The sequence below is a fragment of the Acidovorax sp. SUPP2825 genome, assembly GCF_030158995.1.
Classification (GTDB): Bacteria; Pseudomonadota; Gammaproteobacteria; order Burkholderiales; family Burkholderiaceae_C; genus Paracidovorax.
Genome location: NZ_BQXK01000003.1, coordinates 141985 through 164320 on the forward strand (window position 1 = coordinate 141985; position 22336 = coordinate 164320).

A 22336-nucleotide genomic window follows, 5' to 3' on the forward strand; every position below is an offset into this window, starting at 1 on the left:
AGGCAACCACCCTTCAAAAGGACTTCGAGAATGCCCACCACCCCCACCCCTCCCCGCCGCGCCCTGGTCGTCATCGACGTGCAGAACGAATACTTCGCGGGCGGCAACCTGCCCATCGAATACCCGCCGGTGGCGGACACGCTGCCCAACATCGCCCGCGCCATGGACGCCGCTCGGGCCGCCGGCGTGCCGGTGGTGGTGGTGCAGCACACCGCGCCCAAAGGCGCCCCCGTGTTCGACAAGGCCACGGACCGCTGGCAACTGCACCCGGAAGTGGCGCGCCGGCCTGCCGACCACCGCATCGAAAAACAGCTCGCCAGCGTCTTTGCGAACACCGACCTGGCCGACTGGCTGGCTGCCCGCGGCATCGATACGCTGACCGTGGTGGGCTACATGACGCACAACTGCGACGCCAGCACGGTGTTCGAAGCGGCGCACCGGGGTTTGGCCGTGGAGTTCCTGAGCGATGCCAGCGGCGCCCTGCCCTATGCCAATGCGGCCGGCCGCGTGAGCGCCGAGGAAATCCACCGCGTGTTCAGCGTGGTGTTCCACAGCAACTTCGCGGCGGTGGCGACCACCCGGGACTGGCTGGCGGCCGTGCAGGCCGGCCAGGCCCTGCCCAAGGGCGATGTGTATTCGTCGAACCAGCGCGGGCGCGAGGCCGCCTGAACGGTGGCGGTGAAAGTCCACCCGTTAGCGTTCCCCACGAGCGCGGGGGTGGCGCTCAGGGCCAGAAGGGCCCGATCCGCTCGATGCGCTGTGACTGCACGGCGGCCAGGCGAGCGGGCTCGACGCGCGCCGGCGCGATCTCGGCCAGGGGCTGCAGCACGAAGGCGCGCTCACCCATGCGCGGATGGGGCACGGTGAGTTCCGGGGTGTCGATGCGCTCGTCGCCGTACAGAAGTACGTCCAGGTCCAGCGTGCGCGGCGCGTTGCGGTAGGGGCGCTCACGGCCGGCCGCCTGCTCGATGGCCTGCAGAGCATGCAGCAGGTCGATGGCGGCCAGCGGGGTGGCCAGTTCGGCCACGGCATTCCAGTAGTCCGGGCCACCGGCATCCACCGGTGCGCTGCGGTACAGCGACGACACCCGCAGCAAACGGCTGCCGGGCCATTGCGCCATGGCATCGAGCGCGCCGAGCAGCGCTGCCCGCGCATCGCCCAGGTTGGCGCCCAGACCGATCCAGGCGGAGACGGGGGTGCCTAGGCCGCCCGCAGGAAAGGACACCGCCGCCATGCCGTGCCCCGCCCCGTTCAATCGCCCGAAGGGCCGGACGAGGCCGCGGGGGCCGCGCCCTCGCCGCCACCACCACCGCCCGAAGGCTTGCGGCGGCGCCGGCGGCGCTTCTTGGGGGCGGCCTGGCCGTCGCCGGCCGGGTCTTCGCCGCCATCGTGTTCATGGTCCTGGCCGTCCTGCCCTTCCTGATCGCCCCGGGAGGGGACAGCGGCCGGGCGGGCCTCGCCAGGGGAGGCGGCTGCGCCGTCCGCCTCCGCCGCAGGCCGGGGCACGCGGCGCACGACGGGCTGGGCCTTGCGCTGGCGGGACTTCTGCTCTTCGCGGGCCTGGTCGATCATGTCGTCGCGGCGCATGTCGTCGGCGTGCTGGAACTCCTGCCACCATTCGGCCAGCGCCTCCTCGACCTCGCCGACATCGGCGCGCAGGCGCATGAAGTCGAAGCCGGCGCGAAAGCGCGCCTGGGCCACCATGCTGTAGGGCGTGGAGCCCACGCGCTTGTCGAAGCGCGGCTGCATGACCCAGATCTCGCGCATGTCCGCGGCCAGCTTGCCGCGGCCCGATACGTCGCCGATGCGCCGCTCGAACACGTCGTCGATGGCGTCCTGCAGCGCGGGAAAAGGCTGCTCGCGCTGCGCGATACGCCGGTCCCAGCCGGTCTTCACGTCCTGCCACAGCACGCAGGCCAGCAGAAAGCTCGGCGCCACGGGCTTGCCCTCGCCCACGCGGCGGTCGGTGTCGGCCAGGGCGGCGCTCACGAAGGAGGAATCGGCGCGCTCGACCACCACGTCCAGCAGCGGGTAGATGCCGGTCGCCATGCCCAGCTTCTTGAGCTGCGCGATCGTGGCCAGCGCGTGGCCCGTCTGCAGCAGCTTGAGCATTTCGTCGAACATGCGGCTTTGCGGCACGTCGGCCAGCAGCGCCTGCGACTCGATCAGCGGGCCCGCCGTCTTGGGCTCGATGGTGAAACCCAGGCCCGCGAGCTTGGCCGAGAAACGCACCGCGCGGATGATGCGCACCGGGTCTTCGCGGTAGCGCGTGGCCGGGTCGCCGATCATGCGCAGCAGCTTTTTCTTCGCGTCCTGGATGCCCTTGTGGTAGTCCACCACGACCTGAGTTTCGGGGTCGTAGTACATCGCGTTGACGGTGAAGTCGCGCCGCGTGGCGTCTTCGTCCTGCGGGCCCCAGACGTTGTCGCGCAGCACGCGGCCGCTGGCGTCCACGGCGTGCTGCATGCCCACCAACTGCTGCTTGCTGGTCTTTTCGTTGCCGCTCACCTGCTGCTCGATGGCGGTGTTGTCCAGGTAGGCGCGGAAGGTGGAGACCTCGATCACCTCGTGCTCGCGGCCGCGGCCGTGCACCACGTGCACGATGCGAAAGCGCTTGCCGATGATGAAGGCGCGGCGGAACAGGCCCTTGACCTGCTCGGGCGTGGCGTTGGTGGCCACGTCGAAGTCCTTGGGCCGCAGGCCCAGCAGCAGGTCGCGCACGGCGCCGCCCACGATGTAGGCCTCGTAGCCCGCCGCCTTGAGCGTGCGCACCACGTCGGCCGCGCGGCGGTCCACCAGTTCGGGGTTGATGCCGTGCACCGAGGCAGGCACTTCCTCGCGCTTGCCGAAGCGGTTCTTTCCGCGGCCGGCGCCGGGGGCGCCCTTGCCCAGCAGTTTGTCGATGAACTTCTTGATCATGGTTGGGTGGGAAAGAGATCCAATATGCGCCAGCCACGCTGCTGCGCGAGCGCCCGCAGGCGGGGGTCGGGGTTGGTGGCCACCGGGTGATCGACGGTTTCGAGCAGCGGCACGTCGTTCATGGAGTCGCTGTAGAACGTGCTCTCCACGCCGCTCCAGGCCAGGCCGCGCGCCGCGAGCCATTCTTCCATGCGCCGCACCTTGCCTTCGCGCATGGTCGGCGTGCCCTCGATGGCGCCGGTGTACCAGCCCTGCGCGTCGCGCGCAAGGCCCATGGAGAGCAGTTCGTCCACGCCCAGCGCCTGGGCGATGGGGCCGGTCACGAACTCGTTGGTGGCCGTGATGATGACCACCTGGTCGCCCGCCGCCTGGTGCTGGCGCACCAACTCCAGCGCCTGCGGATGGATGGCGGGCCCGATCACCTCGCGCATGAACTGCGCATGCGCCGCTGCGGCGGCCTCGGGCCCGCGCTGGCGCACGGCCTCGATGGCAAAGCGCACGTAGTCGTGCACGTTCAGCGTGCCGGCCTGGTAATGGGCGTAGAACTCGTCGTTGCGGCGGCCGAACTCCACCGGGTCGTTCCAGCCGATGCGGATGGTGAACTCGCCCCACTCGTAGTCGGAGTCGAGCGGCAGCAGCGTGTGGTCGAGGTCGAACAGGGCCAGCCGAGGGCGTTGCGCCGGGGGTTCAGGGTTCATGCGGTGTGGGGTGTGGAAAAAGGGGGCGGGCGGAGGGAGGCAAAGCCGGCAGCGTGCGCGGCTATTCGGACTCCAGCATGGCCCGCAGCAGGGGAATGGTGATGGCGCGCTGGGTGCGCAGGGCGAAGCTGTCCAGCTGGTCCAGCAGCTGCATGAGGCTGCCCAGATCGCGCGAGAAGCGCTTGAGCATGTAGTCCATCACATCGTCGCCCAGGAAGATGCCGCGCGCGTCGGCCTCCTGGCGCAGCACGGCGCGGCGCTCGGCCTCGCCCAGCAGGTGCAGCTGGAAGATGTGGCCCCAGCCCAGGCGGCTGCGCAGGTCGTCGCGCAGCGGCAGGTCGGCCGGCGGCGTCTGGCCGGCGGCCAGCACCCAGCGGGGGTCGCCCACGGCGGGGCTGATGGCATTGACGAACCAGTTGAAGGCGGCGGCCTGCTGGGCCGTGTTGTACAGGTGCACCTCGTCCAGCAGCACGGCAGACCAGCGGTCGTCGAACGCCGTCGGCTCGGCCACCGAGGCATCGAGCCAGCCGACCGAGGCGCCCTGCTCGCGCAGCGCCTCGCGCACGGCCTCCAGCAGGTGGGTCTTGCCGCTGCCCGACTCGCCCCAGAGGTAGGTGGGCACCGGCGAGCGCAGCACCTCGACGGCGCCATCGCCCACGGCCAGCCGCAGGTGCTGCAGGGCCGCTTCGTTGGTTCCGGCGAAGAACCGGGACAGCGTGGGCCCGGTGGCCAGGCCGATGTCGAGCGCGAGCTGCTTCATGCGCCGCGCCCCGGCACGGCGGCCCGCACGCGCCGCGCACCCGGACCGCAGCGGCAGGCGCGGTGCGGGACGAAGGGCGGCAGTGGGGGGCGAGGCGGCATGGAAGTGGGAATGGCAAAGGGCCGGATGGCAGGGCGCGTGGGACACGCCGGCGCGAATTTTAGTCTGCCGCGGCGACCCGTCCGGCCACGGCGCGACGGGCCACCCGCGGCCACGCCATCCGCCGGCCCCGCGGGGGCATTGGCGGGCCAGGCGGGCGGGGCCTTTAAAATCCGCCGCTCCAGCCCGCCGCGCGGGCCCACCAGCACTCACGAACCCTTCCATGAGCTCCTCCGACTCCTCCACCCCCATCTCCTACAAAGACGCTGGCGTCGACATCGATGCCGGCGACGCGCTGGTCGAGCGCATCAAGCCGCTCGCCAAGAAGACCATGCGCGAGGGCGTGCTGGCCGGCATCGGCGGTTTCGGCGCCCTGTTCGAGGTGCCCAAGCGCTACCAGGAGCCGGTGCTGGTGAGCGGCACGGACGGCGTGGGCACCAAGCTCAAGCTGGCCTTCGAGTGGAACATGCACGACACCGTGGGCATCGACCTGGTGGCCATGAGCGTGAACGACGTGCTGGTGCAGGGTGCCGAGCCGCTGTTCTTCCTCGACTACTTTGCCTGCGGCAAGCTGGACGTGGACACGGCCGCGGCCGTGGTGGGCGGCATCGCCCGGGGCTGCGAACTGTCGGGCTGCGCCCTGATCGGCGGCGAGACGGCCGAAATGCCCGGCATGTACCCCGCCGGCGAGTACGACCTGGCCGGCTTTGCGGTCGGTGCGGTCGAAAAATCCAAGATCCTCACCGGCAAGACCGTGGCAGCCGGCGACGTGGTGCTGGGCCTGGCCTCGGCCGGCGTGCACTCCAACGGCTTCAGCCTGGTGCGCAAGTGCATCGAGCGGGCCGGCGATTCGGCCCCCGCCACGCTGGACGGCAAGCCGTTCAAGCAAGCCGTCATGGAACCCACGCGCCTGTATGTGAAGAACGTGCTGGCCGCGCTGGCCAAGCACCCCGCGCCGCAGGATGCGGCATCGGCCGGCGGCATCAAGGCCCTGGCCCACATCACGGGCGGCGGCCTGCTGGAGAACATTCCGCGCGTGCTGCCCGAGGGCCTGGCCGCCCACCTGAAAGCCGGCAGCTGGCCGCAGACCGAGCTGTTCGCCTGGCTGCAGAAGACGGCCGGCATCGACGACATCGAGATGAACCGCACCTTCAACAACGGCATCGGCATGGTGGTGGTGGTCTCGGCATCCGAGGCCGAAGCCACGGCCGCCACGCTGCGCTCGCTGGGCGAGACGGTCTACACGATCGGCACCATCGCCGAACGCGGCGACGGCGCGCCCGTGGTGGTGGGCTGACCCCCTCAGCCGCACCCCGCCGCCCATGATGGAGCCGCTCGCACCGCACGACGTTCCGCCCTCCGCCGCCGGCCCCGTGCGGGCGGCCCCCACGGCGCCCGGCGCGACCGGTGCCGGCGTGCCTGCGGGCACCGCGGCGGCGGTCCCTTCTCAGGCCTTGGCAACGCCCCCCGCCCGGCCCCGCGGCGTGGTCACGGCCAGCTACGTGCTCATGGCCGCGGCGCTGCTGCTGGTGATGTGGCAGGGCCTGCTGCCCGGCCTGCTGTGCGCCTGCCTGGGCTTTCTGCTCACGCGCTGGCTGGCGCCGCGCTTGGCCTGGCCGCCGGGGCGCAGCGTGCACCGCCCGTCCGGCAGTGGCGCCACGGCGGGCCAGGTGATCGCGGCGGCCGTGGTCATGCTGGCGCCGCTGTCGCTCATCGTGCTGGCGGCCTCGCATTCGCGCAGCTATATCGTCGAGGCACCGCAGCAGTACCGCGAACTGCTCGACTTTCTCGCCCGCACGGTGCTGGAGCTGCGCCTGAAGCTGCCGCCCGACATCGCCTCGCACCTGCCCGAAGGCGCGGTGGAGATCCAGCGCACCATCGCCGGCTACCTGGGCGCCAAGGCGGGCGCGCTGGCCATGGCCGGCCGCGCGTGGCTCAGCGGCCTGCTGCATGCCTACGTGGGCCTGCTCATCGGGGCCCTGGCCGCGGTGCGCACGCTGGACGGGCCCCGCGGACCGCTGGCCGAGGCGCTCTCGGCGCGCATCACCTGGTTCGGCGAGGCCTTCCGCCAGATCGTGGCGGCGCAGTTCTGGATCGCGGCGTTCAACACGCTGCTGACGGCGGTCTTCCTGCTGGGCGTGCTGCCGCTGTGGGGCATGCAGCTGCCCTACACGCCCGCGCTGATCACGCTCACCTTCCTGGCGGGGCTGGTGCCGATCGTCGGCAACCTGCTGTGCAACGCGGTCATCACCATCGTGGGGCTGTCGGTGTCGCCGGCCGCGGCCATCGCCTGCCTGGCGTTCCTGATCCTGATCCACAAGGCCGAATACGTCATCAACGCCAAGGTGGTCGGCCAGCGCACCCACATGGGCGTGTGGGAGCTGCTGGCGGTGATGTTCGTGGCCGAAGCGGTGTTCGGCCCGGCCGGGCTGGTGGCAGCGCCGCTGTTCTACGCGTACCTCAAGAAGGAACTGCAGGCAGCGCAGCTGGTGTGACCGGCCGCCCGGATGGCATTTGCTATAAAAAATATAGCAAAACAGACAATGAGTTCTAGGGCATGAGGCCCTTTTGGCTCAAACCTTCTGGAATTGCCGCGCCACGAACGCCCAGATGAGCGCCGAGGCGTCCGGGCCGTCCGGATCGCTGTAGGGCACGCTGGCCAGGCCGCCGCTCCAGGCATGCCCCAGGCCCAGGATTTCCCGCAGCGCCACCACGGTGCGGCCCTGCCGCTTGAACTCGGTCAGGCGCGTGGCGTGCCGCTTGCCGCGCTGCTGCATGCGCGCGGCGCCGGCCTTGGCGCCCAGCGCCTGCGCCCAGAGTTCGGCGGTCGCGCAGGCATTGCGGGGCGATACCACGCCGTCGGCCTCGCCGTGCAGCACCAGCAGCGGAGGCAAGGGCAGCGGGCCTTCGGGCGGGGGCGGGCCCATGCCCAGCACCGGGGGCGCGGGCTCGGGCAGCAGGGCCTCGCGGCGCCCGCTCATGGCGGCCAGCGCCTGGGCGGACGACTCCGCCGTGCCCGGCGCCACGCCCGAATGCATGGCCACCGCGCAGAACCGTTCCGGATAGCGCGCCGCCAGCAGCACCGCCATGCATGCGCCGGCTGACAGGCCGGCCACTGCCACGCGCGTGAGATCGACCGGATGGCGCCGCGCCACTTGGTCCACCGCCGCCATGAGCGTGGCCGCTTCCGCGTGGGCCTTGCCGTTGCGGTGCGAGAACCAGTTCCAGCAGCCCTGCGCGTTGGCGATGCGCTCCTGCTCGGGGTACAGCACCAGAAAGCGCTCGCGGGCAGCGAGCCGGTTCATGCGCGAACTGGCGGCCAGATCGGCCCCCGTCTGCCCGCAGCCGTGCAGCATCACCATCATGGGGAGCTTTTCGCCCGCGCCCAGGGCCAGGCCCGGGGGAATGTGCAGGTGAAAACGCCGCGCGCCGGCCGGGCCGGGGGCGATGCCGCCGATCCATTCGCCCGCCCCGGGCGGCACCTTGCGCGGCGCCCGGGCCTTGGGGGTGGCGGCATTCACCAGCGACAGCAGGGGCTTGGCGGCCGCCTTCACCCGCGCGGGGCGCGTGGCGCGGGCCAGCGCCTTCAGGTTGCGCTGGTAGGCCCGGGTGAAAACGGACAGGGAAAACAGGCGGGAGCTGCGGGGCATGGGCGGTCGTCCAATCGGCGGGGTAGCGGGTTCACCATACCAGTTTTGTTGCAGTGCAGCATTTTTTGGGCCTGCCAGAACTGGAATTGGGCGCCACGGCCTACGAACCCGCCGGCCGCGTGCCATCGAAACATGTCCTGAAATGATCGATCCCTGGCCGCCCCGGGCCGGACGCCGGCCGCCGCTGCTCTCAAAATCAGCGCCATACTCCACCACCCATCGAATCGCCCCCATGAAAACCTGTCTCATAGTGATCGACGTGCAGGAATCGTTCCGCCAGCGTCCCTATTTCACCGCGCAGAGCCTGCCGCCCTACTTGGCCGCGCAGAACGCACTCATCAAGGGCTGCGCGGCCCGAGGCGTGCCGGTGGTGCGCATCTTCCACAGCGACGGTCCCGCCGATGCCGGCAACCCGTTCGCCATCGAGTCCGGCCACGTGCGCCCGCTGGAGGGCCTGGCACCGTTCGACGCCGCCGCCACCTTCACCAAATCGCGCCACAGCGCGCTGGTGGACACGGGCCTGGCCGTCTGGCTGACGCAGCACGGCATCCAGCGCCTGATCGTGAGCGGCATCCGCACCGAGCAGTGCTGCGAGACCACCACCCGCCATGCCTCCGACCTGGGCTGGCAGGTGGACTACGCCCTCGATGCCACGCTCACCTGGGACATGGTGCAGCCCGACGGCCGCACGCTCACCGCCACCGACATCCGGGACCGCACGGCCACCGTGCTGCAGGACCGCTTCGCCACCGTGTGCACCGCCGCCCAGGCGCTGGAGCGCGCGGCCGCCGCGGCCTGATCCCCGCCCTTTCCGCCCCCACCCCGTCCACCCCGCCCCTCCGCCATCACGACGAAAGAAGACGCGCCATGCTGGAACTGCGCCCCACCTGCGAACACTGCAACACCGCCCTGCCGCCCGCCTCGCCCGATGCGCGCATCTGCAGCTTCGAGTGCACCTTCTGCGCCGACTGCGTGGACCACGTGCTCGGCAACGTGTGCCCCAACTGCGGCGGCGGCTTCGCCCCGCGCCCGATCCGGCCGGCGTACAACCACAAGGGCAACAACTTCCTGGGCAACGACCCCGCCAGCACCGTGGTGCGCCACCGGCCCGTGGACCCGGCCGCCCACGCGGCCTTTTCCGCCGCCCTGCGGCAGATTCCGCCCGCACAGCGATGAGCAGCGGCCCCGGCGCGCCCATCCACGTCTTCTTCGCGCTGCTGCCCGGCAGCCTGGTGCTGGACTGGGCCGGGCCCGCCGAGGCGCTGCGCATCGCCAACCAGGTGCTGCAGGCGCGGGGCGGGCCGCCGGGCTTCGTGCTGCACTTCGTCAACCCGGCGCCCGAATCGGTCACTTCGGTCGGCGTATCGCTGACTGGGCTGGCCCCGCTGCCGGCCACGCTGCCGCAGCCCGCCTGGGTGGTACTGGTGGGCCTGCCCGGGCAGCGCATCGACGTGCAGCGCAGCGAGGCGCGCGAACTGCTGCACTGGCTGCGCGGCCTGCGGCTGGCCACGGGCCGACTGGAACTGGTGACGGTGTGCGCGGGCGCCGTGCTGGCCGCGCACGCAGGGCTGCTGGCCGGCCGGCGCGCCACCACGCACCACCAGCACCTGGCCGAACTGGCCGAGGTGGAGCCCCGCTGCGACGTGGTGGCCAACCGCGTCTTCGTGGCCGATGGCGCCCTGCACACCAGCGCGGGCGTGACCACGGGCATCGACCTGGTGCTGCACCGCATCGCCGATGCCTGCGGCCCGGCCATCGCCGCCGAGGTGGCGCAGACCATGGTGGTGGCGCTGCGGCGCGGCCCGCACGACCCGGAAATGTCGCCCTTCCTGCACCACCGCAACCACCTGCACGGCGCGCTGCACCGCGTGCAGGACGCGGTCGCCCAGCAGCCCCAGGCCGACTGGAGCGTGCCCGCCATGGCCGAGGTGGCGCACGCCTCGCCGCGCCACCTGACCCGCCTGTTCCTGGACCACGCCAGCATCGCGCCGCTGCAGTACCTGCGCCGCATCCGCCTGGCCACCGCCGAGGCCGCGCTGCGGTCGGGGCGCAACGTGACCGAGGCGGCGGCGATGGCGGGGTTCAGTTCGGATACGCAGCTGCGCCGGGCGTGGAAGCAGTTCGGGCGGGGTGGGACGCCTTCGCAACTCGGGGGAACGGGTGGCGGCGCAGGGCTGCCGGGCCTCTAAAGCGCGCGCATGCGTCCAGGGCGGCCGCTTTCGGCGGGTTGCTGGCGAGGGGTGCAGGGCAACGCCGCCCGGTCGTCGGCGAAAGGCTGTTCGCAAAGGGCGTGGGAGCGCCAAGCGGGGGATGCCGCTGGCTCGGGTCTTGTGAAGGGCATACTTTGCCAACGGCCCGGCCGCTCACTGCTGTCATCCACCATGCCACCGATCCAACCCACACCCCTCTCCATCCGATCGCGCCTGCGGGGCGCGGTCTACGGCCTGCTCGTTGGCGATGCGCTGGGGGTGCCCTACGAGTTCTCCGATGCCGCAGAACTGCCGGAACTCCGCTTGATCGAGATGGCACCGCCCGATGGATTTCGCCGCGCCCATCCGGGAGTGCCGGCAGGCACCTGGAGCGATGACGGCGCGCAAGCACTGCATCTGCTGAGGGTTCTTCTCGATGGGGACCACGCACTGGAAAGCAGGTTCGCCGATGGCTTGCAGTCCTGGCATTCCTCCGGTGAACTGACACCCGATGGCCGCGTGTTCGATATCGGCATCCAGACGCAGGAAGCCTTGGCGAAACTCCGGCGAGGTGTGCCGCCCAGCCAGAGCGGCCCTTGCGAAGAGAGGAACAATGGAAATGGGTCGCTCATGCGGGTGCTTCCCGCGGCCTTGCTTCCCGCTGCAGACGACCGGGTCCTGATCGACCGCGCGAGAAGGCAAAGCCTTCCCACCCATGGGCACATGAGGTCGCTGCTCGCGTGCGCGTTGGCGACCTTGGTATCCGCCCGCCTTCTCAGGGGCCTCTCGTTCGTGGAGGCGCTCGACGGGGCCCAGGAGCACCTCGAAGAGACCACATCCGAATCCGAGCGATTTGAACTTCGCATCCTTTTGAACGGACGGTTTGATCCCCCGAGCGGAAGCGGGTATGTGGTGGACTGCCTTTGGTCGTCCGTTGCAGCCGTCCTTCGCACGCGCAACTTCGAAGACTGCGTGCGGTGCGCGATCGGTTTTGGCAACGACACCGATACCACTGCCTGCGTCGCGGGGGGATGGGCGGGACTGCTCTATGGCGAGCAAGGCATTCCGCTGCGATGGCGCGAGCAGCTTCAAGGAAAGCCCCTCGTCGAGCCCTTGCTCGACCGCCTGCTCGCCGCCTGGGAGTGATTCCTGCCAGAACCGGCAAGGAAAGAGAAGGCGCCAAGGCGGCGGCTCGCGGAAAGATCCGGCGCTTCAGGAACACCGCCCTTCACCACGCCGGGCCCCTGATCGGTGAGGCAAAATGCCCCACCCCGCCCGACCCTGAAATGCCGTGCCGAATGCAACAATCGGGGCCGGGTTCGGCACCCGTCTCGGCGCCGACGAAACCACCGGAAAAGCATTTGGAGGCCATGCACCTCACGATTGATCTTTTCACGCAATCGCCAGGAAATGCTCAAAAAATGGATTGGTTCCCTATCGTCTTCATCGCGTTCAAGGTCATCGTGCTCGGAACGGGCATGTTTTTAGCCATCAAGTGGCACCACGATCAAGGCAAGAAGAAGAAAAAATAATGCCGGCCGGGTTGGAGGGCGCCCACCAAACGCATCCTTGACGCCCCGGTGGGTCCAACGGCATCGCCCGCAAGGGGCGTTGTTTCTAATTCGGTCCGATAAGAACGATCCGCACCCAAAGGTTTTTTGACCCGCAGCGATCGCCGGCTGAATGGCGCTGCAACGCGAGGTTCGAAAACGAATGGGTTGCCAGCCCTTCCCCACCGACCGTGGGCGCTTCGGACTCCCCTTAGTTCGGACCGTCCACCATCAGCCTCAGGTTCTGCACGGCCGCCCCGGCAGCCCCCTTTCCCAGGTTGTCCAGCACTGCACTCAAGACGACCTGCCCCGTGCGCTCGTTCCATGAGACGGCCAGGCCCATGTCGTTCGAACCGTTGTGGACCTGCGGGTCCCGTTCGGTCATCGGCTCGGCCGACGACATCGGCAGCACCTGCACATGCGCCGCATCGCGGTACCGCTGCGCCAGGCATTCGTGGATGCGTGCGCCCGAAGCCTGTGCGGGCAGCATTCGCGCATGCAACCCGATGGTGAGCACGATGCCCTGACGGTAGCTGCCGTAGGCCGGCACGAAGAGGGGCCGCTCCGTGAGGCCCGCATAGGCCTGGATCTCCGGCACGTGCTTGTGCTCCAGGGCCAGGCCGTAGACCGTGAGCGAATGCGCGCCCAGTCCCGCCTCCTGCGCTTCGCCCCCCGCCCGGCCCATGCCGGAATAGCCGGAGACGGCATGGATGGTGAGCGGATAGTCGGCGGGCAGCAGGCCCGCATCCGTCAAGGGCCGCAGCAGGGCGACTGCGGCGGTGGGGTAGCAGCCCGGGTTGGTGACCCGCGACGCCTTGGCGATGCGTTCGCCTTGCTGCGCATCCAGTTCCGGCAGGCCATAGACCCAGCCGGGGCTGGTGCGGTGGGCGGAGCTGGCGTCGATGACGCGCACGCCGGGGTTGTCGATCATCGCGACCGCCTCGCGCGCCGCTGCATCGGGCAGGCACAGGATGGCGATGTCGCAATCGTTGATCGCCGCCTTTCGCGCGGCCGGGTCCTTGCGCAAGCCCGCAGGCAAGGTGTGGATGCGAAATTCCGAGCCCCGGAGCCGGTTCTGCAGGTCCAGGCCCGTGGTGCCCTGGTCGCCGTCGATGAAGATTTGGTGGTTCATAGAACGCGATCGTAGGGAGACCGCCTCGATGGCTCCAGCGAAATATCGGCAACCCCAAGTTAAGAAAAATTAAACTGTCGGCATGCGAGAACTGAGCCTGGACCACTTGCGCACCCTGGTTGCCATCGCCGATCTCGGCTCCCTGGCCAATGCGGCGCGCGCCCTTCACCTGGCGGCCCCCACGGTCACCGTGCAGATCGCGGAGCTGGAGTCGCGCCTGGGCGGCCAGTTGCTCGTTCGCGGGCGGGGGCCCGCGCAACCGACGGCCCTGGGCGAGCGGTTCATCGCGCGGGCGCGCCGGCTGCTAGCGGACGCGGACGATGCCGTCGAGGACGTTCGGCGCCAACTCGCTGGCCAGACGGGCCGCGTGCGCGTGGGGGCCTCGACCGGCGCCATCGCGCACCTGCTGCCGCCCGCGCTCGAGCGCCTGGCCCGGCAACACCCCGGGGTCGATGTGAACGTGCAGGTGCTGACCTCCAACGAAAGCATGGCCCGGCTCGCGGCCGGCAGCCTGGACCTGGCGGTAGTGGCGCTGCCGCAGCCGGCCGTGCGCGGCGTGCAGGTCACGCCCCTGCGGCGCGAGGCGGTGGTCGCCTTCCTGCCATCGGCCTGGAAGGCGCCGCAGCGGCTCACGGCGCAATGGCTGGCGGAGCGGCCGCTCATCATGAACGACGCCTCCACCCGCCTGTACCGGCAGACCGCGGAATGGTTCTCGGCAGCAGGCGTCCATTGCCGGCCCCGCATCGAACTCAACTACAACGACGCGATCCGCACGCTGGTCGCCGCCGGCTACGGAGCGGCGCTGCTGCCGCAGGAGTCGTACGAGGCCACGCGCGACCCACGCATCGCCATCCGCCCGCTCCGCCCGGCGCTGTGGCGACAGCTCGGCCTCGCGGTGAGCGACCGGGGCGCCAGCGGGCCGACGCGTTTCGTGCTGGAGGCGTTGCTGCCGGAGAAGGGCCCGGCAGCGTGAGCCGGCACTGAATGCCGTTCGTCGGGCGGCGATGGCAACGGGGCGATACTGCGCACCGCCGCCTCTCGAGCAGCCCTCCTCCACCCGCTTTTCTGCTCCCTGCTTTTCCGGCCTTCTCATGGACCATCCGCTCGCATCGCCCACCCCACGCCATCGCGCCGTGCTGTTGGCAGGCATCGCCCTCTGCATCGCCCTGGGACTGGCCTCGCGCCGGTGGCCCGGTGTGCTGTTTTCCGAAGCGCTGGGCAAGTATCCCGGCGATGCGCTGTGGGCGCTGATGGTGATGTTCGGCTGGGCCTGCCTCTGGCCGCGCATGGCCCCGGGCCGGCTGGCCCTGCTGGCGCTGGCGACCTCGTTCGCGGTGGAGTTCTCGCAGCGGTACCAGGCGCCGTGGATCAACGCGATCCGCAGCACCACCCCGGGCCACCTGGTACTGGGGTCGCGGTTCAACGCGATGGACCTGGCGGCCTATTCCGTGGGCGTGGCGGTCGGCCTGGGGCTCGACATGCCTTACCGGGCCTGGCTGCGCCGAAGGACTGGAAGCCAGGCGACACGCCCCGATTGAGCGGCCGGGAGGCCCTGCGCGAAGGCCCCTGCCCGTCCGGATGCCCGCAAGCCTGGCTCACTCAGTCGAACAGCCCCGGCGTCATCGGCCCCTGGCGGGCCACCGGCGCATCGCGCGCGGCCTGTTCGGTCAGCAGGTTGCCCACGCGCACGCCCAGCAGCCGCAGCCGCTTGTCCAGCGGCACGCGCTTGAGGCACTGCCCGGCCGCCCGGCGGATGGTGGCGGCGTCCTGCGTGGGGTGGTCGATGGTGAGGTCGCGCGTGGCGATCTTGAAGTCGTCGTAGCGCAGCTTGATGCCGATGGTCTTGCCCACGTAGCCCTTGCGCTGCAGGTCGCCGGCCACGCGCTCGCACAGGTCGGTGAAGATGCGGCCCAGCTCGGCGCGGTCGCGCACGGCGTGCAGGTCGCGGTCGAAGGTGGTTTCGCGGCTCATGGAGACGGGCTCGCTTTCGGTGACCACGGGGCGGTCGTCGCGGCCCCAGGCGGCCTCGTGCAGCCAGGCGCCGCTGGCCTTGCCGAAGTGGCGCACCAGCCAGTCGCGCGGGCGCGCGGCCAGCTCGCCCACCGTGTGGATGCCATGGGACTGCAGCTTGGCGTCGGCCTTGGGGCCGATGCCGTTGATCTTGCGGCAGGCCAGCGGCCATACCCGGGTTTCCAGGTCGCCCTCGTGCACGATGGAAATGCCGTTGGGCTTGTTGAACTCGCTGGCCATCTTGGCCAGGAGCTTGTTGGGCGCCACGCCGATCGAGCAGGTCAGGCCGGTGGCGTCGAGGATGCTTTTCTGGATGAGCCGCGCGAGCGACCGGCCGCCGTCGCGCTGGCCGCCCGGCACGTGCGTGAAGTCGATGTACACCTCGTCCACCCCGCGGTCTTCCATGACGGGCGCGATGGACACGATCACTTCCTTGAACATCCGCGAAAAGCGCCGGTACGAGGGAAAGTCCACCGGCAGCAGGATGGCCTGGGGACACAGGCGCGCGGCCTTCATGAGCCCCATGGCCGACCCCACGCCGAACTGCCGCGCGGGGTAGGTGGCGGTGGTGATGACGCCCCGCCCCACATAGTCCTTGAGCAGCGGGAAGGCCGCGACGGGAATCTCCGCCTCGCGGCCGGCGTACTCGGCCACCAGGGACTCGTCCTGCGCCCGCCGGCCACCACCGATGACGGCGGGCAACCCTTTGAGCTGCGGGTAGCGCAGCAACTCCACCGAGGCATAGAACGCGTCCATGTCCAGGTGGGCGATACGGCGTGGCAGGGGTGCGGCGGGCTCTTCGGGGGCGGTCACGTCCACCATTGTCCACGCGCTCCCCACCAGCTGCGCGGGCCCGGCGGGATGCCCCCGCAAGCACCTGCGCGATGGGCGATCAGCGCACGCGCAGCGCGCCCGGCTGGCCGTGGCCGGCCAGGCGGAACACGGCCACCGTGTCCACCAGTTGCTGCGCCTGTGCCTTGAGGCTTTCGGCCGCGGCGGCGCTTTCCTCCACCAGCGCCGCATTCTGCTGCGTGACCTGGTCCATCTGGCTCACGGCCTCGCCGACCTGGGACACGCCCGAGCTCTGCTCGGCGGTGGCGGCGCTGATCTCGCTCACGATGTCGCTCACGCGCTGGATCGACGACACGATCTCGCTCATCGTGGTGCCGGCCTCGTCCACCAGGGCGGTGCCGCGCTCGACGCGCTCCACGCTGTCGGTGATGAGGGCCTTGATCTCCTTGGCGGCGTCGGCCGAGCGTCCAGCCAGGCTGCGCACTTCGCTGGCCACCACGGCGAAGCCCCGGCCCTGCTCGCCGGCGCGGGCGGCTTCCACCGCGGCGTTCAGCGCCAGGATGTTGGTCTGGAAGGCGATGGAGTCGATCACGCTGATGATGTCGGCAATGCGGCGCGAGCTGTCGTTGATACCCTTCATGGTCTGAACCACCTGGCTCACGACCTCGCCGCCGCGCACCGCCACGCCGGAGGCGCTGCGCGCCAGCTGGTTGGCCTGCTGCGCGCTGTCGGCGTTGTGCTGCACGGTCGAGCCCAGCTCTTCCATCGACGCGGCGGTTTCTTCCAGCGAGCTGGCCTGCTCTTCGGTGCGCTGGCTCAGATCGGCATTGCCCTGCGCGATCTGCACGCTGGCGTTGGCCACGCTTTCGGCATTGCCACGCACCGAATCCACCACCGCGCTCAGCCGGTCGTTCATGGTGGCCAGGGCCTGCAGCAGGCGCGCGATCTCGTCGCGGCCTTCGGTGCGCACGCTGGTGCTCAGGTCGCCCTGCGCCACGGCTTCGGCCAGTTGCACGGCCACGGCCACCGAGCGCGTCGTGGCGCGGGTGACGATCCACATCACCCAGGCCGCCAGCGCGGCCAGCAGGGCCACGGCAGTCACCATCAGCAGCATGTCGCGGCGCAGCGTCTGGATCCGGGTGCCCAGCGTGTCGCTCAGCACGTCGAACGACACCGCCACGAGCGCGAACTGGGTGTCGATGATGCGGGTCATCTGCGCCACCCACTGCGTGGAAGGCATCGACAAGGTGGCCGCCTGCACGATGTTGTCGTCCGCGAGCTTGAAGCCCTCTTCCGCCGCCGCCAGCGCGGCCTTGCGTGCGGCTTCCACTTGCGGCGGCAGTTTGCCGCCCGAGGCCAGCTCGAGCGTCTTGCGGGCATCACCGTAATGCTGGCGGGCCCGGTCGGCCAGGGTTTCGATGCGCGCGCGCTCTTCGGGCGATGCGTCGCCGCGTGCGAGCACCAAGGCCCCGCGCGCCCGCATCTGGCCCAGGGATTCGGTCAGGTGCGGCAGATGGGCCAGAGCAGCCCGCTGAAGAAAATAGCTGGCGGGCTCCGAATCCAGGGAGATGCCCGAGCTGTTGGCCACATCGTCGATCAGCCCCAGTTCGCTCGCCACCAGCGCGGCATGGCGGGCATTGCTTTGGGCACCCGTGATGGACTTGGCCCCCACGCCCGCGACCAGGGTGCGCCAATCGCCCGACAACGCGTCCAGCTTGGCGGACAGCTCCCGGTCCTGCAGTCCGGTAGCGGCCGCCTGGGCCCGCACGATCGCGGCTTCGACCTCGGACTGCTTGGCCTGGCGCGGCGTGTTCAAGGAGGCATCGCCGCCCAGGAAGGCCGCCGACAAACCGCGGTGCTGCTGCGTGAGCTGCACCAGCTTGAGCAGTTCCTTGGCGGGGGCGATGCCCAGGTTTTCACGCTCCACCGTGCGCAGGGTGTCCCAGTTGAGATGCACCAAAAGGGTGGTGGGAATGGCGAACATGAAGAACGCCAATGCGCCGATGAGCAAGAACTTGCGCGAAATCCGGAGGTTGTTGATCCAGTGGGTCATAGGTCATCACTGGCAACAGCGTCACCAGTTGTAAAAATTAAAACAACACGGATTTGATAGAAACATCCAACACCGGGCCGTAGGAGAACGCCTTATTTCGCCGATTGCCAGCTAAATTTAGCGATTCCATCATTTTATTGATTCAGTCGGACGCACGCCGACAGCTGACGCATTAGGCGTACAGATACACAAAGATACCAAAAAATTTGACTTTTCACCAGATCGGTGCATTGCGACGAGCGCACCGCCTTGGTGCCAGTCAGCGCACGGTGATGATGTCCCGGTGCATGGGGGCCAGCAGCGCCAGCAGCCGGCTTTGCTGGGTGAACGCAATGCCCTGTTCGTCCATGGCATCCTGAAGCAGCTCCACCAGGACGTTGAAGTCGCGCTTTCGGATGGGCAAATCGGCATGCGCCGACTTCATGTCGGCCCCTTCGTAGCGGCACGGGCCGCCGGAGAGCACGCAGATCTGGTCCGTCAGACTGTCCTTGAGCGCCTGGGGCTTGGTCTCCTTGAACAGGGGGCCGATGCGCTCATCCTTGAATGCCCGGTCCACCAGGCCACTCATGATGCGGGCGATGCCGGGCTTGCCGCCCAGCGCGTCGTAAAGGCCTTCGGGCGCGGCAGTGGCCGGCACCGCAGCGGACGCAGCGGCCCCGGGTGGCGTGGCAACAGCGGCAGGTTGCTGCGCCGCAGCGGGCACGGCCGTGGCGAGGGCTGCGGCCAGCGCGAGCGCCAGGGCGGCGGCGCGCGGCACGCGGCATGGCGGCACCGCGAATCGGGGGGTGGCAGGGATGGGCATGGGGCCTCCTCTCGTCTTTCGGCCAGCGGCTCAGTACGCGGCCTGCACCGACAGGTACAAGCCGTTTTGCCGGCGGTAGCCCGTCACGCCCGGCACGATGAGGCCCAGGTTGACGTAGGCCAGGGTGATCGACATGTGCTTGTTGGGCGCCCAGGCGATGAACAAATCGCGCCAGTCGTCCTCGCGCAGCGCGGCGCCCAGTCCCGCCGAGGCGCCGATCGCCTGCAGGTTGTTGGGCTTGAAGCGGTATTCGGCGCCGATCGCCAGGTCACGGCGCAGCAGGTAGGCCACGGAGAATTCGGGCTGCAGGCTGCGGCGGCTGCGTCCCGGGGCCGAGCCGCCGAAGCCCAGCAGGCCGTTCTGGTTGGCGTTGGTGGAGCGCAGCGTGGCGCTCAGCACCAGGTTGCGGTCCAGCAGCAGCTTGGTGGCGGTCACGTAGACATCGGTGCCGCTCGTGTCGGCCCCCAGGAACTCGATGACCCTGCTGGCCGAAGCGGGGTGCAGCCGCTTGTGCTCCACGCCCACCGCCACCTGCGGCATGGCGCTGTCGGCTTCCAGCACCGCATCGCCGAGCAGGCGGACCTTGACCCCGATGATGTCCATCTTGAGGTGCAGATCGGGCTCGACGCCGAATGCCGCGATGCCGTTCAGCGCGACGGCGGGGGCGGCATCGAAGTCCTGCTTCGCCACTGACACCTCCACCCGCTCGTTCCAGCCCATCGCCGCGCCGTAGCTCGTGAGGCCGTAATCGCGCGTGCGGGTGCGGGTGGTGAAGGCGCTCATGCCGATCTCGCCCTCGGTGGCATTCGAGCCCACCACCGCCCAGGGGGTGAGCCCGCCGCCGGCCGAGCCGGAGATGCTGCTCACGCCGCCCGTCAGCAGCAGCTTGCCGGTTTCAGCCCGTGCCGTGCTGGCGGCGACCAACAGCGTGCAAAGTCCGGTGGTGCATGCCACCGTGGAGATCCAGTGAATGGGGTGCATGGGGGTCCGTCCGCAAAGGAGCGCCAACCTGCGCTGTAGCAGAGTGTTACCTAAATCGACGCCCGACGAAACCCCCATTCCGCAAAGCAGAATATGAGGCCGTTTCGCTACAGCATGCGTTCGATCAGCGCGCCCGTGAACAGCACCGGCCCGGTCGGGCCCTTGTCGCCCGGCACGCCGCCCTGCGGCTCCAGGCTGATGGCCAGCGTGGGCACGTTCTTCACCGCGCTCTCCGGCGTGGCCAGCGTGAGCAGCGCCTGCGGCCCCAGCACGCCGAGCGAGCGAGGGCCTGCGCCGGGCGGCAGCGCCCACAGCTGCAGCGAATGGTCGCTGCCTTCCTGGAAACCGCCCACGCGCTGCAGCACCAGCGCGTTCTTCTGGGCATCGAACGTGACAAGCATGGACGGCGCGGCTTTCGCATCGGCCAGCACCGCCACGTAGCGCACCTGCGGCGTGGCCGCCAGCTGCTGGCGCAACTGCGCGATCTGCGCCCTGCTGTCCTGCTGGAGCCGCTGGTGCGTCTGCAGCCCGACGACCACGGCGGCCACCGTGGCCAGCGCGCCCAGCGCCGCAGCCCCGCGCCACAGGCGCACGCTGCGCAGCCATCCGCCAGGGCCCGCACGGTGGCCGTCGCCCTCGGCCCGCGCCGGGACGGCCCCCTGCCGCGCCGCGCGCATGGCCTCGCGTTCCTTTTCGGCCTGGACCAGGTTGTGGATGCGCAGCCACACTTCGGGCGGCGGGGCCTGCTCGGCCTGCAGCTCGGTCAGGCCGGACCAGCGCGATTGCCACACCAGCGCCGCCGCCCGCACGCCGGCATGCTCGCGCGCCAGGGTCTCGAAGCGGCGCCGCGCACCGCCGCGCAGCGTGCCCAGCGCATAGGCGGCCGCCAGGCGGTCCAGCAGTTCAGGGGATTGCGAAAGATTCATGGCAGCACCTCACGCGTAGCGCGACAGGCAGTCGCGCAACTGGCCCAGCCCCCGGCGGATCCACGTCTTGACCGTGCCCAGCGGCAGCTTCAGCTGCTCGGCCAGCTCGCCGTGGCTCAGGTCGCGCAGGTACGCCAGGCTGACCACTTCGCGATGGCGGTGCTCCAGGCGGCCCAGGCATTGGTGCAGCGCGGTCGCCTGCTCGCTGGCCTGCGCGATGTCCACCGGCGAGGGCTGGTCTGCCTGCAGTGTCTGCGCCAGTTCGTCATCGAACTCCTGGGTGAGCTGCGCCCGGTCGGCCGTGCGCCGGCGCAGAAAGTCCAGTGCCCGGCTGCGCACGATCAGGCCCATCCACGCCATCGGCGGGCTCAGGGTTTCGCGGTAGCTGCCGGCCACGCGCCAGATGGTGAGGTAGGCCTCCTGCAGCACGTCCTCGGCCCACTCGCGGTTGCGCAGCACGCGCAGGGCCACGCCGAACAGGCGCGACGACGTGTGGTCGTACAAGCGCTTGAGGGCGGCATCGTCGCGTCCCGCGACCTGGTCAATGAGGGCCATCAGTTGGGTGTCCGTGAGGGAGGTGCTCATGCACGCATTGTGTGAGAAAAAGTGCGGTCTCAGCCATGCAGCGGGATACGGTGGGTGTGGGTTGGCGGATACAAAGCCCTCTTTCGGACAAGGACTCTGAATCCGATCGGCCACGGCCGGCGTATGAAGGACACCTGCGGCGCGCAGTCCTCTTTCCCGACCCACCAGGAGACAGCATGCGAGACAACCGATCCAAGGCCCTTCCCTTCGGCGACCTGCGTTCCATGAAGCGCCGCGCCACCCTCGCTGCCGGCGCGCTGCTGCTGGCGGCCGGCGCGTTCTACGCCGGCAAGAGCGCGGTGGCGCACGAACTGCCGGCCGCGGGCGCGGTCGTGCAGGCGGTGACCGGCTGATCGCCCGGCGCCCGCCGGGGCCGGCTCGCTAGCGGCGGGCCGCAGGCCCGCCCTCGCTGACGTCGCCGGCCTCTTCCATGGCCACCTGGGCGACGGCTTCTTTCGCCTGGGCGGCGCGGTTGCGCTTTTTCAGATGGGCGTCGCGCATCAGCAGATACTTGTCCAGGGCCACTTGGTCCACCCATTCGCTGGCCCCCAGATAGTTGGCGCGCTGGCTGACCACCTGGACGGCGGTCAGGCTGTTCTTCACAGAGACGCTGGAGATCTGGTTCTTCGGGTTGCCCAGGCCATCGACCTGCGATGCGAACACGTCCCTTGCATTGGACGGGCCGAAGAGCGGCATCACCAGATACGGCCCCGTGCCCACGCCCCAGGTGTCCAGGGTCAGGCCGAAGTCTTCCTTGCGATGGGGCATGCCCCAGCCGCTGGCCACGTCCACCAGGCCGAGGACGCCCACCGTGGTGTTCGTGCCGAAGCGCGCGAGGGTCGTCATGCCCTCGCCCACCCTCCCCTGCAGCATCAGGTTGACCGACGACCACGGGTTCTGCCAATTGGAAAAGAAGTTGTTCAAGCCTTTCTGCGCCACGTCGGGAACCACGGTTTTGTAGGCCTTGGCAGCCGGCTGCAGGACGACCTGGTCCACGCCTTCGTTAAAGGAAAAGATCTTGCGGTTGACGGGCTCCAGCGGATCCGGCTGCGCCAGGGAGGCGCATCCGGTACTGAGGACCGCCAAGGCGCAGACGGCATACCGGGCATTCGGCATGCGGCGATTCCAGGGTGCTGAGAGATGCAGGCGAGAGGGCATTCGTACCTCCGGTGACAGTGGGTGATGGAGAC

General features: G+C 69.8%; 24 protein-coding genes. 11 read left to right on the forward strand and 13 right to left on the reverse strand.

The window, feature by feature from the left end:
* The first annotated feature begins 30 nt into the window (after positions 1-30).
* Positions 31-669 carry a cysteine hydrolase family protein gene (locus tag AVAK2825_RS05445; RefSeq protein WP_284394913.1) on the forward strand — a complete coding sequence of 213 codons (639 nt, stop codon included), beginning with the start codon at positions 31-33 and terminating at the stop codon, positions 667-669.
* Between the two features lie 55 nt (positions 670-724).
* On the opposite strand, the gene folK is transcribed toward AVAK2825_RS05445, so the two are convergent.
* The 4 genes from folK to hda form a co-directional block, all read right to left on the reverse strand.
* Positions 725-1234 carry a 2-amino-4-hydroxy-6-hydroxymethyldihydropteridine diphosphokinase gene (folK, locus tag AVAK2825_RS05450; protein WP_284394915.1) on the reverse strand — a complete coding sequence of 170 codons (510 nt, stop codon included), beginning with the start codon at positions 1232-1234 and terminating at the stop codon, positions 725-727.
* Between the two features lie 17 nt (positions 1235-1251).
* Positions 1252-2919 (reverse strand): polynucleotide adenylyltransferase PcnB, encoded by a 1668-nt coding sequence (gene pcnB / locus AVAK2825_RS05455; protein ID WP_284394917.1) that lies wholly within the window; start codon positions 2917-2919, stop codon positions 1252-1254.
* The gene (locus AVAK2825_RS05460; RefSeq protein ID WP_272564467.1) at positions 2916-3617 is read right to left on the reverse strand and encodes a histidinol-phosphatase; all 702 of its coding nucleotides are present in this window, start codon (positions 3615-3617) and stop codon (positions 2916-2918) included. The genes pcnB and AVAK2825_RS05460 overlap by 4 nt, the downstream gene beginning before the upstream one ends.
* Positions 3618-3678: 61 nt before the next feature.
* Entirely contained in the window at positions 3679-4377 is a 699-nt protein-coding gene (gene hda, locus AVAK2825_RS05465) for a DnaA regulatory inactivator Hda (protein WP_284394925.1), read from the reverse strand.
* Positions 4378-4699: 322 nt separating this feature from the next.
* On the opposite strand from hda, the gene purM reads away from it, so the two are divergent.
* Together purM and AVAK2825_RS05475 are read left to right on the forward strand one after the other, a co-directional pair.
* Positions 4700-5773, forward strand: coding sequence for a phosphoribosylformylglycinamidine cyclo-ligase (gene purM / locus AVAK2825_RS05470; protein ID WP_272564468.1), 1074 nt, complete (start codon positions 4700-4702; stop codon positions 5771-5773).
* Positions 5774-5984: 211 nt separating this feature from the next.
* Entirely contained in the window at positions 5985-6971 is a 987-nt protein-coding gene (locus AVAK2825_RS05475) for an AI-2E family transporter (RefSeq protein WP_502870494.1), read from the forward strand.
* A 78-nt stretch (positions 6972-7049) separates the two neighbouring features.
* Here AVAK2825_RS05475 and AVAK2825_RS05480 read toward each other — a convergent pair whose 3' ends face one another.
* Positions 7050-8126, reverse strand: a complete 1077-nt coding sequence (locus AVAK2825_RS05480; RefSeq protein WP_284394929.1) for an extracellular catalytic domain type 1 short-chain-length polyhydroxyalkanoate depolymerase — start codon at positions 8124-8126, stop codon at positions 7050-7052.
* Between the two features lie 232 nt (positions 8127-8358).
* Between AVAK2825_RS05480 and AVAK2825_RS05485 the strand changes: the two genes are divergently transcribed.
* From AVAK2825_RS05485 to AVAK2825_RS05505, 5 genes are all read left to right on the forward strand, one after another.
* Complete coding sequence (locus tag AVAK2825_RS05485; RefSeq protein WP_284394930.1) at positions 8359-8925, forward strand: cysteine hydrolase family protein; 567 nt, start codon at positions 8359-8361, stop codon at positions 8923-8925.
* 68 nt (positions 8926-8993) lie between these two features.
* Positions 8994-9302 carry a DUF1272 domain-containing protein gene (locus AVAK2825_RS05490; RefSeq protein ID WP_284394931.1) on the forward strand — a complete coding sequence of 103 codons (309 nt, stop codon included), beginning with the start codon at positions 8994-8996 and terminating at the stop codon, positions 9300-9302.
* Positions 9299-10315: a GlxA family transcriptional regulator gene (locus AVAK2825_RS05495; RefSeq protein WP_284394933.1), complete on the forward strand. Its 1017-nt coding sequence runs from the start codon at positions 9299-9301 to the stop codon at positions 10313-10315. The genes AVAK2825_RS05490 and AVAK2825_RS05495 overlap by 4 nt, the downstream gene beginning before the upstream one ends.
* Before the next feature lie 192 nt (positions 10316-10507).
* Positions 10508-11461 carry an ADP-ribosylglycohydrolase family protein gene (locus AVAK2825_RS05500; protein WP_284394934.1) on the forward strand — a complete coding sequence of 318 codons (954 nt, stop codon included), beginning with the start codon at positions 10508-10510 and terminating at the stop codon, positions 11459-11461.
* Positions 11458-11847: a hypothetical protein gene (locus AVAK2825_RS05505; protein WP_284394937.1), complete on the forward strand. Its 390-nt coding sequence runs from the start codon at positions 11458-11460 to the stop codon at positions 11845-11847. Before AVAK2825_RS05500 ends, AVAK2825_RS05505 begins: the two co-directional genes overlap by 4 nt.
* Positions 11848-12076: 229 nt before the next feature.
* On the opposite strand, the gene argC is transcribed toward AVAK2825_RS05505, so the two are convergent.
* Positions 12077-12997, reverse strand: coding sequence for an N-acetyl-gamma-glutamyl-phosphate reductase (gene argC, locus AVAK2825_RS05510; RefSeq protein ID WP_284394939.1), 921 nt, complete (start codon positions 12995-12997; stop codon positions 12077-12079).
* Between the two features lie 82 nt (positions 12998-13079).
* Between argC and AVAK2825_RS05515 the strand changes: the two genes are divergently transcribed.
* Both AVAK2825_RS05515 and AVAK2825_RS05520 read left to right on the forward strand, forming a co-directional pair.
* Positions 13080-13970: a LysR family transcriptional regulator gene (locus tag AVAK2825_RS05515; RefSeq protein ID WP_272564478.1), complete on the forward strand. Its 891-nt coding sequence runs from the start codon at positions 13080-13082 to the stop codon at positions 13968-13970.
* Between the two features lie 118 nt (positions 13971-14088).
* Complete coding sequence (locus tag AVAK2825_RS05520) at positions 14089-14535, forward strand: ribosomal maturation YjgA family protein (RefSeq protein ID WP_284394943.1); 447 nt, start codon at positions 14089-14091, stop codon at positions 14533-14535.
* A 61-nt stretch (positions 14536-14596) separates the two neighbouring features.
* Here the strand turns inward: AVAK2825_RS05520 and AVAK2825_RS05525 are convergent, their stop codons facing one another.
* The 6 genes from AVAK2825_RS05525 to AVAK2825_RS05550 all read right to left on the reverse strand — a co-directional run bounded on the left by AVAK2825_RS05525 (position 14597) and on the right by AVAK2825_RS05550 (position 21146).
* Positions 14597-15829, reverse strand: a complete 1233-nt coding sequence (locus AVAK2825_RS05525; protein ID WP_284394945.1) for a DNA polymerase Y family protein — start codon at positions 15827-15829, stop codon at positions 14597-14599.
* A 70-nt stretch (positions 15830-15899) separates the two neighbouring features.
* Positions 15900-17852, reverse strand: a complete 1953-nt coding sequence (locus AVAK2825_RS05530) for a methyl-accepting chemotaxis protein (protein WP_284394947.1) — start codon at positions 17850-17852, stop codon at positions 15900-15902.
* Between the two features lie 259 nt (positions 17853-18111).
* A complete protein-coding gene (locus AVAK2825_RS05535) occupies positions 18112-18654 on the reverse strand; it encodes a group I truncated hemoglobin (RefSeq protein WP_284394948.1) in 543 nt (180 codons plus the stop codon).
* A 30-nt stretch (positions 18655-18684) separates the two neighbouring features.
* Positions 18685-19635 carry a DUF3034 family protein gene (locus AVAK2825_RS05540; protein ID WP_284394949.1) on the reverse strand — a complete coding sequence of 317 codons (951 nt, stop codon included), beginning with the start codon at positions 19633-19635 and terminating at the stop codon, positions 18685-18687.
* A 107-nt stretch (positions 19636-19742) separates the two neighbouring features.
* Positions 19743-20561 (reverse strand): anti-sigma factor, encoded by an 819-nt coding sequence (locus AVAK2825_RS05545; RefSeq protein ID WP_284394951.1) that lies wholly within the window; start codon positions 20559-20561, stop codon positions 19743-19745.
* Between the two features lie 9 nt (positions 20562-20570).
* On the reverse strand, positions 20571-21146 hold the full coding sequence (locus tag AVAK2825_RS05550; RefSeq protein ID WP_284394953.1) for an RNA polymerase sigma factor: 576 nt from the start codon (positions 21144-21146) through the stop codon (positions 20571-20573).
* Between the two features lie 176 nt (positions 21147-21322).
* Between AVAK2825_RS05550 and AVAK2825_RS05555 the strand changes: the two genes are divergently transcribed.
* Complete coding sequence (locus AVAK2825_RS05555; RefSeq protein ID WP_284394958.1) at positions 21323-21499, forward strand: hypothetical protein; 177 nt, start codon at positions 21323-21325, stop codon at positions 21497-21499.
* A 28-nt stretch (positions 21500-21527) separates the two neighbouring features.
* Here AVAK2825_RS05555 and AVAK2825_RS05560 read toward each other — a convergent pair whose 3' ends face one another.
* On the reverse strand, positions 21528-22262 hold the full coding sequence (locus AVAK2825_RS05560) for an MlaA family lipoprotein (RefSeq protein ID WP_284394960.1): 735 nt from the start codon (positions 22260-22262) through the stop codon (positions 21528-21530).
* Between the last annotated feature and the right edge of the window lie 74 nt (positions 22263-22336).